The organism is Mesorhizobium sp. L48C026A00 (genome assembly GCF_000502375.1).
Classification (GTDB): Bacteria; Pseudomonadota; Alphaproteobacteria; order Rhizobiales; family Rhizobiaceae; genus Mesorhizobium; species Mesorhizobium muleiense.
This window is the reverse complement of record NZ_AYWU01000015.1, coordinates 81,606-94,938: the sequence shown is the minus strand read 5'-3', so window position 1 is coordinate 94,938 and position 13,333 is coordinate 81,606. Positions and strand designations below refer to the sequence as shown.

Sequence of the window (13,333 nt, the reverse complement as noted above, 5' to 3'; positions counted from 1 at the left end):
TAGGGCGCCATGAGCACAAATTCGGCGGACAACGGGCAATTCGGGCAACGGTCCACACCGTCGGGCCCGATCGTGCCGAAAACGGCCAGCGAGGCATTGCGGCCTGAAGCCGGCACGCCGCCGCCCAAGCGCTCGCGCGCCTCGCGCAGCCAGTTCGTGGTGTTCATGAACTTCGTCATCTCCCTGGTGATGCTGATGGTTCTGGCGGCTGGCTTTGCCTTGTATTTCGGCAAGCAGGAATTCAACGAGCCCGGCCCTTCGGCCAATGCCGACACCTTCCTGGTCAAGCCGAACACCGGCGTCCAGGAGATTGCAGAGCAGCTCGAGCGGCGCGGACTGATCAGCGACGCGCGCATCTTCCGCCTTGGCGTGCGCGCTTTTGGCAATGATTCCGCCCTGAAGGCCGGCGAATACGAGATCAAGCCGCAGGCCTCGATGCGCGACATCATGGAGTTGCTGAAGAGCGGCAAGTCGGTGATGTATTCGCTGACCGTCCCCGAGGGGCTGACGGTCGAGCAGGCGCTGCAGCGCATCGCCGATCAGGCAGCGCTCGACGGCGATATGCCGGGGACCATTCCACCCGAGGGCAGCCTTGCTACCGACACGCTGCGTTTCACCCGCGGCGCGACACGCCAGCAGATGGTCGAAAAGCTTTTGGCGGACCAGAAGAACCTTGTCGAGGAAGTCTGGCAGCGGCGCGCCCCCGATCTGCCTCTGGCCAGTGTCGAAGACTTCGTCACCCTGGCTTCGATCGTCGAGAAAGAGACGGGCAAGGGCGACGAACGCTCGCGGGTCGCGGCCGTCTTCCTCAACCGGTTGGCCAAGGGCATGCGGCTGCAGTCCGATCCGACCATTATCTACGGCCTGTTCGGCGGCAAGGGCAAACCCGCCGACCGCCCGATTTATCAGTCTGACATCAAGAAGCCGACGCCCTACAACACTTATCTGATCAACGGCTTGCCGCCGACGCCGATCGCCAATCCTGGCCGTGCGGCACTGGAAGCCGTCGCCAATCCGTCGAAGACCGACGACCTGTATTTCGTTGCCGACGGCACCGGCGGTCACGTCTTTGCCGCGACGCTGGCCGAGCACAACGAGAACGTCGCCCGCTACCGGGCGCTGCAGAAGGAACTGGCCGATGAAGCCGCCAAGGCCGGTGCTGCCAAGGCCGACGCCGCCAAGGTGGAAGGTCAGACCGACGCGCCGGTTGACGGCGGCGATGGCGATGCTGGAGCGGCGGCGCAGTAGCGCCGGACGGTTGTGAAGTCGTCCCTCCGATTCGTCTAACGGCCGGGACGTGCTGATTTTGTCATCAGGAGCGCCCTGCGTCCGATTCGACGCGAACAGGCGCTCCGGATTTTGAAGCCGCGCACGATCTGGCCCGGAACCGCTTCCGGGATCATGCGCCAGGGGGAAGCAAGGGCATCATGAATTTGCAGAGCATGACCGGTTTTGCACGGGCCGTCGCCGAACATGACGGCACGTCGATCGCCTGGGAGGTCAAGTCGGTCAACGGCAAGAGCGTCGAGGTCAGACTGCGGCTGCCGCAAGGCCTCGAGCGGCTTGAGCCGGCCGCCAGGCAGAGGGTGCAGAAGCGCTTTGCGCGCGGCAATTTCCAGGCAACGCTGACCGTCGGCCGCGCAGCCGGCCAGCAGGCGCAGCCCGTGGTCAACGAGGCCTTCCTGAGAGATTTGGCGGGGCTGGCCAAGCGGCTGCAGGAGATGTTCGGCGCAGCGCCTGCGACAGCCGACGGGCTGCTTTCGTTGCGCGGCGTGCTCGACATTCCCGAAACCGCCGAAACCGAAGAGGCGCGGGCGGCGCTCGACAGCGCGATACTCTCGGCGCTCGAAGTGGCGCTGGGCGGGCTGGAGCAGGCACGCCAGGGCGAGGGCACCGCCCTGCGCTCGCTGCTGTCCGGTCATATCGACGCTATCGAAGCGCTGACGATGCGCGCCGAGGCCGATCCGTCGCGTGAGCCGGCGGTGATCCGCGAACGGATTACCGAGCAGGTGCGGCTGCTGATGGATGCCTCCGCCAATCTCGATGCCAGCCGGTTGCATATGGAAGCGGCGTTCCTGGCCACCAAGGCCGACATCCGCGAGGAGATCGACCGGCTGAAGACACATGTGGCATCCGGCCGGGTGCTGCTGGCAGGCGGCGGCGCCATCGGCCGCAAGCTCGATTTTCTGGCGCAGGAATTCAACCGCGAATCGAATACGCTGTGTTCGAAGTCGAACGCCGCTGCGATCACCGCCATAGGGCTGGAGCTGAAGGCGGTCGTCGACCAGTTTCGCGAACAGGTCCAGAATCTGGAGTAACCCTGATGGTCGCCAAGGAGCCTATGGTTGCCAGGGATTTGGGTTCCCGCATTCGCCGGCGGGGTTTGATGCTCGTGCTGTCGTCGCCGTCCGGCGCCGGCAAGTCGACGATCGCGCGCAATCTTCTGGAGAGCGATTCCAGTCTCGAACTGTCGGTCTCCGTCACCACGCGGCCGCGCCGCGGCAGCGAGATCGAAGGCGTCCACTATCATTTCCGCACTATGCGTGAGTTCGAGCGGCTGCGCGATTCGGACGAACTGCTTGAATGGGCCGAAGTGCATGGCAATTGCTATGCCACGCCGCGTGAGCCGGCCGAACTGGCGCTGGCACAGGGCCGCGACATGTTGTTTGACATCGACTGGCAGGGCGCCCAGCAGCTCAAGGAGAAGATGCGCGCCGACATCGTCTCGATCTTCATCCTGCCGCCCTCGATGAAAGAGTTGAAGGCGCGGCTGAAGCGCCGCGCCGAGGACCAGGAATCGGTGATCGAGACGCGTCTGAAGAACGCTCGCAACGAGATCGAGCACTGGAAGGAATATGATTTCGTCATCATCAACGACGATCTCGACCGTGCCTTCGCCGAGGTACGCGGCATAGTCATCGCCGAGCGGCTCAGACGCGACCGCCGGCCCGGCCTGTTCGATTTCGTCTCGGGGCTGCTCGACGAGAAGACGGACTAGGGGCCGCCGCAATCACACCGCGTTGGTCAGTCGCACGAATTCCTCGACGCTCAAGGTTTCCGCCCGCCGCGTCGGATCGATGCCGGCGCGGGTGAGCAGGGCTTCGCCGCCGAGGCTCTTGACGCTCTGCCGCAGCATTTTGCGGCGCTGGCCGAAGGCCGCTTCGGTAACGCGGCCGAGCTTCTTGACTTCGGCGGGCAGCGGATTTGCCCGCGGCACCAGATGCACCACCGACGACACCACCTTGGGCGGCGGCGTGAAGGCTTGCGGCGGCACGTCGAAAGCGATTTTTGCCTCCGTCCGCCAGCCTGCCAGCACGCCCAGCCGGCCATAGGCATCGCTGCCGGGGCGGGCGACGATGCGCTCGGCCACCTCGCGCTGGAACATAAGCGTCATCGATGCGTAAAAGGGCGGCCACTCGGCGACGGTCAGCCAGCGTATCAAAAGTTCGGTGCCGATATTGTAAGGCAGGTTGGCGACGATCCTCACAGATCCATTGCCTCCATGTGCGCATTCGGCAAGCGCTGCAAAATCCGTCTTCAACGCGTCGCCGGCAATGATTTCCAAACGGCCCGGATAGTGATCTGACACCTCCGCGAGCGCTGCCAGGCAGCGCTCGTCGCGCTCGATGGCGATGACCCGAGCCGCGCCGTGGGACAGCAGCGCCCGGGTCAGGCCACCTGGACCCGGACCGACCTCGATTACCGTGGCGTCGGTCAGGTCGCCGGCGGCACGCGCGACCTTGCCGGTAAGGTTGAGGTCGAGCAGGAAATTCTGGCCGAGCGCCTTTTTTGCCTGCAACCCATGGCGTTCGATCACCGCGCGTAACGGCGGCAGCCCGTCGATGCTCATGCGACCGCTCTCATGCAAAGCCTCATGCGGCGGCAGCCTTCGCCCCGATGTCGGCAAGCCTGCGGGCGAGCCTGAGCGCCGCGATCAGGCTGTCGGTCCGGGCTATGCCCTTGCCGGCGATATCGAAAGCTGTGCCGTGATCCGGTGAAGTGCGGATGAAGGGTAGGCCGAGCGTAACGTTGACCGCCTCGTCGAACGCCAGTGCCTTGGCCGGGATCAGCGCCTGATCGTGATACATGCACAGCGCCACATCGTAGCCGGCTCGGGCGCGGGCGTGGAACAGCGTGTCGGCCGGCAGCGGCCCGAAAGCGTCGATGCCCTCCGCCCTCAGCCTTTCGATCGCCGGGCGGATGATGCGCTCGTCCTCGGCGCCCATCGCGCCGCCTTCACCGGCATGCGGATTGAGGCCGGCAACGGCAAGCCGCGGCTTGGCAATGCCGAAGCGATATTCGAGGTCGGCGGCGGTGATGCGGGCGGTCGCGACGATCAATTCCGTCGTCAGCGCTTCCGGCACCTCGCGCAGTGCAATGTGGATGGTGACCGGAACCGTGCGCAACTCGGGACCGGCAAGCATCATCACTGGCATCGCTTGTGCGCCGGTGTGGAGCGTCGCCAGATGCGCCAGATACTCAGTGTGACCGGGAAAACGGAAGCCGGCATCGTAGAGCGGCTTCTTGGCGATCGGGCACGTAACGACCGCCGCCGCGCGACCGCCAAGGCAGTCGTCAACAGCGCGGTCGATGGCCTCGATGATGCCGGCGGCGTTGGCCGGGTCCGGCCGGCCGGGGTCGTCGACGAAGCGGGCGGCAAGCGGCATGACGGGCAGGGCGCGCTCAAAGACGCGCTCCGCTTCGGCTGGCACTGTCTCCGTGATTGGCACATCGGCGCCGAGCAGGCGCGCCCGTGCGGCAATCAGCGCCGGATCGGCTATAAGGTAGAAGGGCGGCACACCAGCGCTGTCACGCGCCTGCCAGGCGGCAATGGCGATTTCCGGCCCGACGCCGGATGGATCGCCGGCGCTCAGCGCCAGCGCTGCCTCTGGCGGCTTCAGCGCCAGCGCTGCCTCTGGCGGCTTCAGCGCTCGACGATGCGGGCTTTCTTCCGCAACTCCTCGACATATTTCGTGGAGAGTTCGTCGGCGTCCTTGCCACTCGAGCCTTCGCTCTGGAACACCATCTGGGCGGCCTTGTCGTCGGACACTTCGCGCGACGAGCAGATGCCGATGAACTCGACGCCGCGGTCTGTTTCGCGCGTGGGGGTGGCGCCGCCGACCTTGGTGGCCTTGATCTGGTCGGCCCAGTCCGGCGGCAATTGCGGCGCCAGTATCCGGCCGAGATCGCGAACGGTGACGTCGATCAGGCCCTTGGCGAATTCGCGCGAGGTGTTGCAGCCGTTGAAGCGGGCGCGCATGGCGTCGGCCTCGCGCTTGCGCTTGGACAGCGTCGCGCTGCGCTCGGCCGCCGGCACGACGAAAATGACCTGCTGCAGCATGTACTCCATGGCGGTCGGCTTGTTGCCGCCCTTGTCGAGCATGCGCCTGACTGCGTCCTGCTCGCTCACGGAGCCGCCGCTCTCTGAGCGATGGCGCGCGGTCAGCGCCTGGTTCCAGGCCATCTGGGAGCGGATGAACTCCTTGAAATGCTCCTTGCCGACGCCGGACTGCGCCATGACACCATCGAGTTGCTTGAGCTGCATCTTGTTGGTCGTGGCAAAGCGCTGATAGGCGGCCTCGACCTGGGCGTCGCTGATGCGGATGCCGAGACGCTTGGCTTCGGCGACGCGCAGCGTCTGCTCGATCATTTCCTCGGCGGCATTGCCCTTCTTGCGCTGCAGGCGCAGGAAGGCAGCCCGATGCTGGATGTCGCCAGTGGTGATCGGTACGTTGTTGACGACGTATTTGATCTGGCTGGCGAAAGCCGGCGGCGTCATCATGGTGATCGAGGCTGAGGTCGCCGCCACCAGCAGCGCGAACCCTGCCGAAAAGAGGTATTTCCTCATCGAAAGCATCCCAATCCTATCTCGGTTGCGGCCCAATTTTATCGCATTTTGAGGGAACTGGAACCCGTGCCTGCCCTATGCGGCGAAACGATGTCGTTAGCTGCGATGTGCGTCCACTTTGACGCACGACGTATGCTCAAGACACTTTCAATTTTTCGGGCTGGTGCGTTGGCCGGCCGCCCGTTCCGCCTGTCCGTTATTGGCCAGTGGTCTGCTACTGGACAGTGTTGAAGGAGCTTTGCGTCGAGCCGAAATCGCCGAGCGTGCGAAACGACAGGTTGAAACCGATATTCTGCGACACTTCCTTGGTGCTCAGGTCGCGGGATTCCGAGAACGTCATCAAGTAGGTGAAGCAATCATCACTATAGGCAAAGCCGACCCCGTCCTTGACCAGGACGCTTTGCTCGAGATCGTAGGTGCCGGTACCGAAGACACGCCAGTTCTCGGCAAGTTGCGCCGAGGCGCCGAGCGTGACCTCGTGACGATCGGTCGTAAAACCATAGAGCGGCTGAGCCTGGATGAAGGCGTATTTGGCGCTGAACGAAATCGGCAGGCCGGAATAGGCTGCCTTCACCTCGGCGCGGCGAATCTCGAAGCTCTGCTCGTCGAAGCGGCCGCTGACCGAGCCGGAAAGCCCGCCGGGGCTGTTGAAGCCGACAAGGCCGACATAATCGGAGCTCGCGGTCTCCAGGCCCGAATCTTCGCCGACGTTGACCAGGTCCGGCGCGTCGAAGGAGTTCTGGCCGTCAAGCTGGTAGGATTGGCCGAATAGCGCGTTGGTGCTCCAGCCATTGTCATAGGCGCCGGAATAGCGCAGCCCGACATTGGCGCGCGTGCCGCCTTCCAAGCGGTCGTAGCCGGAGAACTTGTCGCGCTCGAACAATGTCGTGGCATCAAAGACGAAGCTCTGCGCGTCCTCGTTGGGAACGGCGAGGCCGCCGACATATTGCTCGTTCGGACGCACGAACACCTGCGCCATCGGCTCGAAGATGTGACTGGAACTGGTCGACGAGAACAGCACCGGCCAGCGCATTTCCAGTCCGGCGGTTGCCATGAAGCGGGCGAGCGACGATCGCGTATCGTCGTCGACGCCGAGGTTAGACGCCATCTGATTGATGGCATTGAGCGATCCCGAAGAGGCGTTGACATAGCCGGCGTCGCCGCGCAGCGCCAGCAGGGGCGTCAGCAGCAGCCCGCCATCGGTGGTGAAGGTGCGCTTCCATTCCGCTTCGGCAGTGAGACGGCCCGATTGGCCCTCGATGCCGCGTACACTGGTGACGGACGCAGCGTTGTTCGGATCGGCAAGGGCCCTATCCAGCCTGTCGCGGCTGATAGCCTGCGCGTTGACATTGAGCGACAGCTGCCCGCCGCCCACCGCCATGTCGGGGATGTAGGCGTAGTCGAGCGAGGGCAGCACCCAGGGCTGTTTGCCGGCGCGCGCGGTCGGATCGTCAGGGAGTGCCTCTTCCTGGACCACAAAGCGCATGGCGCGCACGTCGAAATAGTTGCGGCCGTTGAGGCCGGTCAGGTAGATCGAGGAGCGATGCACGCTGTCGCCGAAGTCTTCGATGGCGTAGGTGCGCGAGAAGTTCTTGTCGGTCTGCAGCAGGACATCCCAGCCGAAGTCCCAGCGCGGATTGATAGCGAACTGGCCCTTGGTGCCCATCATGCCGCGGAACTCGTTTGGGTCGCCGGCCGCACCCGAATCGACATTGCGCCCGTCGTCGTCGATAAACTCGTCGGGATCCTCTTGCCGGATGCCGGCGATCTTCAGACTGTATTGGCCGTTGTTGAAGCGCTGGCGCCACTCGGCTTCGCCGAGAAAGCCCTGCTTGGTATAGCCGCTGCCGGTGACGGTGAGGTCGTAGGTTGGTGAGAGCGCGAAATAATAGGGGACTTTGACGCCGAGGCCGAGGTCGCTCTTGTAAGCGATGCTGGGGATCAGGAAGCCGCTCTTGCGCTTGACGGTCGGGTCGGCAATCTCGAAGGCCGGCAGATAGGCGAGCGGAAAGCCGAAGAACTCGAAATTCGAATTCTCGAAGCGAACCGTCTTCTTTTCGCCGTTCCAGATGATCTTTCTGGCCTTGATGCGCCAGGTCGGCGCTTTGTCCGGCTTGTCCTCGCACGGCTCGCAGGCCGTGTAGACGCCGTTGTGGAACGTCGTCAGCACGCCGCCCATGCGTTCCGCGCTTTCGGCGGCGAAATAGGTCTTGTCGACGGTTTCGACACGCAGCGCGTTGACGAAGCCGTCGGCAAAATCGTCGGTGATGTCGACATGCTGCGAATAGATCTTGGTGCCGTCGCTGTTGATGACCTCGACATTGCCGCTGGCGACGAGCCGCTTGGTGTTGCGATTGTATTCTACCCGCTGGGCGACGAGGCGGTTGCCGCCATAATCGATCTGCACGCCGCCGACGGCCGTTACGGTCTGGTTGTCATTGTCATAGACCAGCGTATCTGCCGCCAGCAGCATTTGCGAACCGGTGGGAACGTCGGCTGCCATGCCGCTGATATCCTGGGCAAAAGCCGGGATACTCGGAACGACGCAAGCGAGCAGGCACGCCAAGGCGCTCGCCCCATAGAGGCGCGCCGAATCGGCATGCCTATGGATGCGCAAAACCGCCCCCCTCACTAGCCGTCTTCCTTGTACAGCAAGAAAGTCACCCCGAAGAACATAGCCACGACAACCGGAACCCATGCAGCGACGACTGTGGGTACGAATCCCGCCACGCCGAATGCCTTGACCAGCACTGTCACGACATAAAGCAGAAACCCGGCCAGGACGCCACCCAGAATCATCGTCGCGGATTGTCCCATCCTCGCAAATCGCATCGACACCGTTGCGGCGATCAAAGTCATGGCGACGAGAAGGAACGGCAGCGCTACCAGTGAATCAAATTGCATGGCAAAGGCATTTGCCTTGAGGCCGAAGGAGCGGGCAACCTCGATCTTGCCGGGCAGATCGTAGAAAGGGATGGTTTCCGGGCGCGCCAGCCGCTCTTGCACGAACTCGGGCTTGAGATCGGTCGGTATGCGGTCGGTTGCCACCGATTGGATGTTGCCGTCCCGGAACACCTTGACGTCCTGCAGTTCCCAGTAGCCATCCCGCAAATAGGCGTGCGCTGCGTCCTTGCGTTCGACGATGTCGCCTTGCGGGTTGAGGACGAAGAAGGCGGCGTCGGCCATCTCCAGGCCTTGATTGAGGATGGCGCGCGCGCCGATGATAGTATCGCCGGAACTGGTTTTCTGCCGGATCCAGGGCTCGGCGTCAGCCGAGACGGTGTTCGACTTGCCGGAGCGGAGCTGGGTTTCGATTTTTTCGGACCAGGAAAACGCATACGCGGCGATCGGATTGATGACACCGACCGACAACACCCCGAACAGCAGCGCCCCGATGCAGCACGGCAGCAGGAATTGCCATGCGGATACGCCGGCGGAACGCGCGATGACCAGTTCATACCTGCGATTAAGCGAGACCAGCGTCGCCATCGCCGAGAACAGGCCGACGAACGGCACCGTCTGCAGCATGATCATCGGCATTCGCAATCCTGAGATGGCAAACGCCGTGCCGTAGGTAAAACCCGGCAAGCCGGTCGTGCGGCCGGAAAGCTCGGTGAAGTCGATCAGGAACACAAGCGCCAGGAGGCCGATGAAGAACCAGATGGTGATCGTCACGTAGCGGAAGAAGAAGTATCTGCCCAGAGTCCAGCCCATTAGCGTGTCCAGCCCATCAGCTGGCCTCTTGGCCAGAAGCGCCGCGCCTGGCGAAGCGGAGCTTCAGGGCGCTCCAGCCGTCACCGAAGCGGCCGGCGAAATTCGTCATCCAGTCGGCCCAGGCGACCGGCAGTTCCATGGTCCGGTTGGAGACGATGAACCATGTCGCGACTGCGGAGGCCACAATAGGAACGCCGTAGACCACATAGGCGTATTGCGGAATGTTGTCGGCCTTCCCAGCGGCAAAGAAACCGAGCCAGCGCACGAAAAGGGCAATCGCGATAGACGTGATCAGCGGATGAATGCGCGCCTCGCGATGGGAGCGCGCGTCTCCCGCGACTGCAAGCGCGATCAGCGCGAAAACGAGTGAATAGGACCATTCGGAGAAACGCTGGTGGACCTCGGCCAGGTACTTGTTCGGCCTTTTCTGGAACATCTTGTCGTTCGGACTGGGATTGAGCAGGTACTGTGTCGTCCGGTCCTTCGGCAAGAGCAATACCTCCGATGAGGCCGACATGAAGGCCGACAGGTCGAAGGCATAGGAGGTGAACCGGATGACCGAAAGATCGCCGGCCAGCGTTTTGCGATGGATGACGCCGTCGTTCATCATCAGCACCCGCTCGTCGCCACTTTCGATGATGGCGCCGCTCTTGGCGTAGTAGATGAGGTTGACGCCTTCTTCGCGTGAATCGGCGACAAAAATGCCGCCAAGGCGGTTGTCCGGAAGCCGCTGGCCGATCTGCAGGAACAGGCCGTCGTCGATCTTGTGGAAGGTGCCTTCCTGGATGATGAGCGACAGAAGATCGGCGCGCGACGACGCCACCAGCTCGCGGTTTTTCTGTCGTGCATAGGGGTCGACGCCGTTGTCGACGGCGAACGAAAAAACACTGGCCGCCAGTGCCAGGAGCATGATCGGCCTGACGATGGTCCAGCGCGAAGCGCCTGCGGCGTTCAAGACGGCAAGCTCAGAATCGGAATTCATCGCGCTCAGTGTCTGCGCGACCGCGACCACCAGGGCGAAGGGCACGACGATCGGGACGATCGACGGAATGATCAGCGCAGCGACCTCGAAGAAGGTCAGCGCCGACTGCCCGCTGTCGGTCACGAGATCGATGCGGGCGAGCACCTGCGTCGTCCACACGATCGCCAGCGTCCAGATGAGCGCTGCGAGGAAGACCGCCAACGCACGACGCATGATGTAGCGTTCAACGACCTTCATGAAGGCTTTTCTCGATTTTGCCGAACGGCATCATGCCTCCAGACAAGGTAGTCGCCCGGCGACGCCTGCACAACCGGTCCGTTGGCGGTTCGATCTGGTTCCCGTCCCACATCGTTGTTTCCGGTGGCCGGAGTGTCGGCGGCATTGAATAAGAAAGGGCGAACATCAATGGTTAACAACAGGTTGCGGCAGTAAAGCGGGGCCGTGCCGCGACGAATCGCCATCGATTCCATCTGCCATATGGGATCGGATTCCGGCAAAGTCTTGCCAAATGCCGGAAAACGACCAAATGTCGCGCCGGTCACCGACATGGCCGCCGCGGCTGCGACAGGTACAAGCATGAAAGCAGAAGTAACAGAATTGCGCAGCAAAACCGGCCAGGAATCGATTTTTCACGGTGCGGTCGTGATCGGCGCCAACACAATCACGCAGCAGATCGCCAGGCAGGGGCGATGATTGAAAATGGGGGTGGTGCTTCCGGTCGGAAACAGCCAAATATCTGGTTCGTCAAGGCACTCCCCCCGAAAACCCAACGCCTTTCCCGAAAGCAGGACATGATGACTTCGAGACCTTCGATCGCCTTTGCCAGGTTCGCAGTGCCCAAAAAAGGCAGCGTCTTCATGCTGGCGGCCAACGATGGCGGTCTCGGCGACGCGGCAAAGGCTTGCGATCCGGCAAAGACCCTGGAGCGGGCGTTTCCGGTGGCCGACTTTTCCGGCAAGTTCGCCGGCCTGGTCGAAGTGCTGGCGCCGGAGGGCACATCGCTCGACCGGCTGGTGGCGGTCGGCGCCGGCAAGGTCTCGGCGCTCGACGACTATGCCTGGCTCAAGCTTGGCGGCACCATCGCTGCATCCTTGCGCAAGGCGACGGAGGTGGCGGTCATGCTCGATCTGCCGGGTGCTGACGTCGGCGGCAGGCAATCGGCACAGCTTGCCGCGGGCATTCTTCTGCGCAGCTATGCTTTCGACAAGTACAAGACGAAAAAGGACAATGGCGACGGCCAGCGCGACGGCAACAAGGCCGAGCCCAAAAAGCCGGTTAAGGTGACCATCCACACCGCCGACCCGGCGTCGGCGAAAAAGGCCTTCGCCGACGAGGTGGCGGTGATCGACGGCGTGCTCCTGGCGCGCGATCTGGTCAACGAACCGGCCAATATACTGGGGCCGGTGGAATTCGCCGCCCGCGTCAACGAACTGGAGGCGCTCGGCGTCGCGGTCGAGATCCTGGTCGAGAAGGAGATGAAGAAGCTCGGCATGGGCGCGCTGCTCGGCGTCGCACAAGGCTCGCCGCGTGGCGCGCGCCTGGCCGTCATGCGATGGAACGGCGGCAAGGCCAAGGACAGCCCGATTGCTTTCGTCGGCAAAGGCGTCACTTTCGACACCGGCGGCAATTCGATAAAGACGGCCTCCGGCATGGAGGACATGAAGGGCGACATGGGCGGCGCGGCCGCGGTGACCGGGCTGATGCACGCGCTGGCCGCGCGCAAGGCCAAGGCCAATGTCGTCGGCATCATCGGGCTGGTGGAAAATGCCGTCGACGGCCATGCGCAGCGCCCCGGCGACATCGTCACTTCGATGTCGGGCCAGACCATCGAGGTGCTCAACACCGACGCCGAAGGCCGCCTCGTCCTGGCCGATGCGCTGTGGTACTGCAGCGATCGCTTCCAGCCGAAATTCATGGTCAATCTGGCGACGCTGACCGGCGCCACCATGGTCGCGCTCGGCCAGCACTATGCCGGGCTGTTCTCCAACAATGACGAATTGGCGAACAGGCTGACGAGCGCCGGGCAGGCGACGCAGGAACGCGTGTGGCGGATGCCGCTCGGCACCGAATACGACAAGCTGATCGATTCGAAAAATGCCGACATGAAGAACATCGGCGGCCGCTATGGCGGTGCCATCATCGCGGCGCAGTTCCTGCAGCGATTCGTCAGGGATACACCCTGGGCGCATCTCGACATCGCCGGCACCGCGATGGGCGCGCCGTCCAGCGAGATCAACCAGTCATGGGCCTCCGGCTTCGGCGTCAGGCTGCTCGACCGGCTGGTTCGCGACAACTATGAGGAGTGAGGCCTTTCAAGGCGCGATCATGGCCGACGTCCTGTTCTACCACCTGACCGAATCGACTCTGGAGGATGCGTTGCCCGGCCTGCTCGAGCGCAGTGTCGATCGCGGTTGGCGCGCCGTGGTACAGACCGGCTCCGAAGAACGGCGCGACGCGCTGGACCAGCATCTTTGGACCTTCAGGGACGATTCCTTCCTGGCGCATGCGACGGACCGCGAATCCTATCTGGCCGAGCAGCCGATCCTTTTGACAACCAGCCATGACAATCCGAACGAGGCGCAGATACGCTTCCTGGTTGACGGCGCGGTGCCGCCGAAGCTTGCCGGTTATGAGCGCGCCGTGTTCCTGTTCGACGGCCACGATGCGGCCCAGGTCGAGGCGGCGCGCACGCACTGGAAGACGATGAAGGAAGCCGGCCACGCAGTCACCTACTGGCAGCAGACCCCAGACCGGCGCTGGGAACGCAAGGCGTAGCAAAGCCTGCCGCC

General features: G+C 63.4%; 13 protein-coding genes. 6 read left to right on the top strand and 7 right to left on the bottom strand.

Annotation, left to right across the window (positions count from 1 at the left end):
- Positions 1–9: 9 nt before the first annotated feature.
- The 3 genes from mltG (at position 10) to gmk (ending at position 2,998) form a co-directional block, all read left to right on the top strand.
- Positions 10–1,248, top strand: a complete 1,239-nt coding sequence (mltG, locus tag X738_RS64825) for an endolytic transglycosylase MltG (protein ID WP_023800704.1) — start codon at positions 10–12, stop codon at positions 1,246–1,248.
- 179 nt (positions 1,249–1,427) lie between these two features.
- Positions 1,428–2,318, top strand: coding sequence for a YicC/YloC family endoribonuclease (locus X738_RS64820; protein ID WP_023800703.1), 891 nt, complete (start codon positions 1,428–1,430; stop codon positions 2,316–2,318).
- 5 nt (positions 2,319–2,323) lie between these two features.
- On the top strand, positions 2,324–2,998 hold the full coding sequence (gene gmk / locus X738_RS64815) for a guanylate kinase (protein WP_027152668.1): 675 nt from the start codon (positions 2,324–2,326) through the stop codon (positions 2,996–2,998).
- Between the two features lie 12 nt (positions 2,999–3,010).
- On the opposite strand, the gene rsmA is transcribed toward gmk, so the two are convergent.
- The 7 genes from rsmA to X738_RS64780 form a co-directional block, all read right to left on the bottom strand.
- Positions 3,011–3,850, bottom strand: coding sequence for a 16S rRNA (adenine(1518)-N(6)/adenine(1519)-N(6))-dimethyltransferase RsmA (gene rsmA, locus X738_RS64810; protein WP_023800701.1), 840 nt, complete (start codon positions 3,848–3,850; stop codon positions 3,011–3,013).
- 22 nt (positions 3,851–3,872) lie between these two features.
- Positions 3,873–4,901: a 4-hydroxythreonine-4-phosphate dehydrogenase PdxA gene (pdxA, locus tag X738_RS64805; RefSeq protein WP_023800700.1), complete on the bottom strand. Its 1,029-nt coding sequence runs from the start codon at positions 4,899–4,901 to the stop codon at positions 3,873–3,875.
- Between the two features lie 23 nt (positions 4,902–4,924).
- On the bottom strand, positions 4,925–5,857 hold the full coding sequence (locus X738_RS64800; RefSeq protein ID WP_023800699.1) for a peptidylprolyl isomerase: 933 nt from the start codon (positions 5,855–5,857) through the stop codon (positions 4,925–4,927).
- A gap of 205 nt (positions 5,858–6,062) precedes the next feature.
- A complete protein-coding gene (locus X738_RS64795; RefSeq protein ID WP_268931370.1) occupies positions 6,063–8,351 on the bottom strand; it encodes an LPS-assembly protein LptD in 2,289 nt (762 codons plus the stop codon).
- A 128-nt stretch (positions 8,352–8,479) separates the two neighbouring features.
- Positions 8,480–9,562, bottom strand: a complete 1,083-nt coding sequence (lptG, locus tag X738_RS64790; RefSeq protein ID WP_023800697.1) for an LPS export ABC transporter permease LptG — start codon at positions 9,560–9,562, stop codon at positions 8,480–8,482.
- A gap of 16 nt (positions 9,563–9,578) precedes the next feature.
- On the bottom strand, positions 9,579–10,781 hold the full coding sequence (gene lptF, locus X738_RS64785; protein WP_023800696.1) for an LPS export ABC transporter permease LptF: 1,203 nt from the start codon (positions 10,779–10,781) through the stop codon (positions 9,579–9,581).
- Positions 10,778–11,092, bottom strand: a complete 315-nt coding sequence (locus X738_RS64780) for a hypothetical protein (RefSeq protein WP_023800695.1) — start codon at positions 11,090–11,092, stop codon at positions 10,778–10,780. The genes lptF and X738_RS64780 overlap by 4 nt, the downstream gene beginning before the upstream one ends.
- Between X738_RS64780 and X738_RS84930 the strand changes: the two genes are divergently transcribed.
- The 3 genes from X738_RS84930 to X738_RS64770 all read left to right on the top strand — a co-directional run bounded on the left by X738_RS84930 (position 11,091) and on the right by X738_RS64770 (position 13,319).
- Positions 11,091–11,237, top strand: a complete 147-nt coding sequence (locus X738_RS84930; RefSeq protein ID WP_023800694.1) for a hypothetical protein — start codon at positions 11,091–11,093, stop codon at positions 11,235–11,237. The genes X738_RS64780 and X738_RS84930 overlap by 2 nt on opposite strands.
- A 101-nt stretch (positions 11,238–11,338) precedes the next feature.
- A complete protein-coding gene (locus X738_RS64775) occupies positions 11,339–12,850 on the top strand; it encodes a leucyl aminopeptidase (RefSeq protein ID WP_023800693.1) in 1,512 nt (503 codons plus the stop codon).
- A 19-nt stretch (positions 12,851–12,869) separates the two neighbouring features.
- Positions 12,870–13,319, top strand: a complete 450-nt coding sequence (locus X738_RS64770; protein WP_023800692.1) for a DNA polymerase III subunit chi — start codon at positions 12,870–12,872, stop codon at positions 13,317–13,319.
- The last annotated feature ends 14 nt before the right edge of the window (positions 13,320–13,333 follow it).

Excerpts from the sequence above, each read along its gene's own strand:
- mltG (WP_023800704.1), top strand. The coding sequence starts at position 10 with ATGAGCACAAATTCGGCGGACAACGGGCAATTCGGGCAACGGTCCACA.
- X738_RS64820 (WP_023800703.1), top strand. The coding sequence starts at position 1,428 with ATGAATTTGCAGAGCATGACCGGTTTTGCACGGGCCGTCGCCGAACAT.
- gmk (WP_027152668.1), top strand. The coding sequence starts at position 2,324 with ATGGTCGCCAAGGAGCCTATGGTTGCCAGGGATTTGGGTTCCCGCATT.
- rsmA (WP_023800701.1), bottom strand. The coding sequence starts at position 3,850 with ATGAGCATCGACGGGCTGCCGCCGTTACGCGCGGTGATCGAACGCCAT.
- X738_RS64800 (WP_023800699.1), bottom strand. The coding sequence starts at position 5,857 with ATGCTTTCGATGAGGAAATACCTCTTTTCGGCAGGGTTCGCGCTGCTG.
- X738_RS64795 (WP_268931370.1), bottom strand. The coding sequence starts at position 8,351 with ATGGCAGCCGACGTTCCCACCGGTTCGCAAATGCTGCTGGCGGCAGAT.
- lptG (WP_023800697.1), bottom strand. The coding sequence starts at position 9,562 with ATGGGCTGGACTCTGGGCAGATACTTCTTCTTCCGCTACGTGACGATC.
- lptF (WP_023800696.1), bottom strand. The coding sequence starts at position 10,781 with ATGAAGGTCGTTGAACGCTACATCATGCGTCGTGCGTTGGCGGTCTTC.
- X738_RS84930 (WP_023800694.1), top strand. The coding sequence starts at position 11,091 with ATGGCCGCCGCGGCTGCGACAGGTACAAGCATGAAAGCAGAAGTAACA.
- X738_RS64780 (WP_023800695.1), bottom strand. The coding sequence starts at position 11,092 with ATGTCGGTGACCGGCGCGACATTTGGTCGTTTTCCGGCATTTGGCAAG.
- X738_RS64775 (WP_023800693.1), top strand. The coding sequence starts at position 11,339 with ATGACTTCGAGACCTTCGATCGCCTTTGCCAGGTTCGCAGTGCCCAAA.
- X738_RS64770 (WP_023800692.1), top strand. The coding sequence starts at position 12,870 with ATGGCCGACGTCCTGTTCTACCACCTGACCGAATCGACTCTGGAGGAT.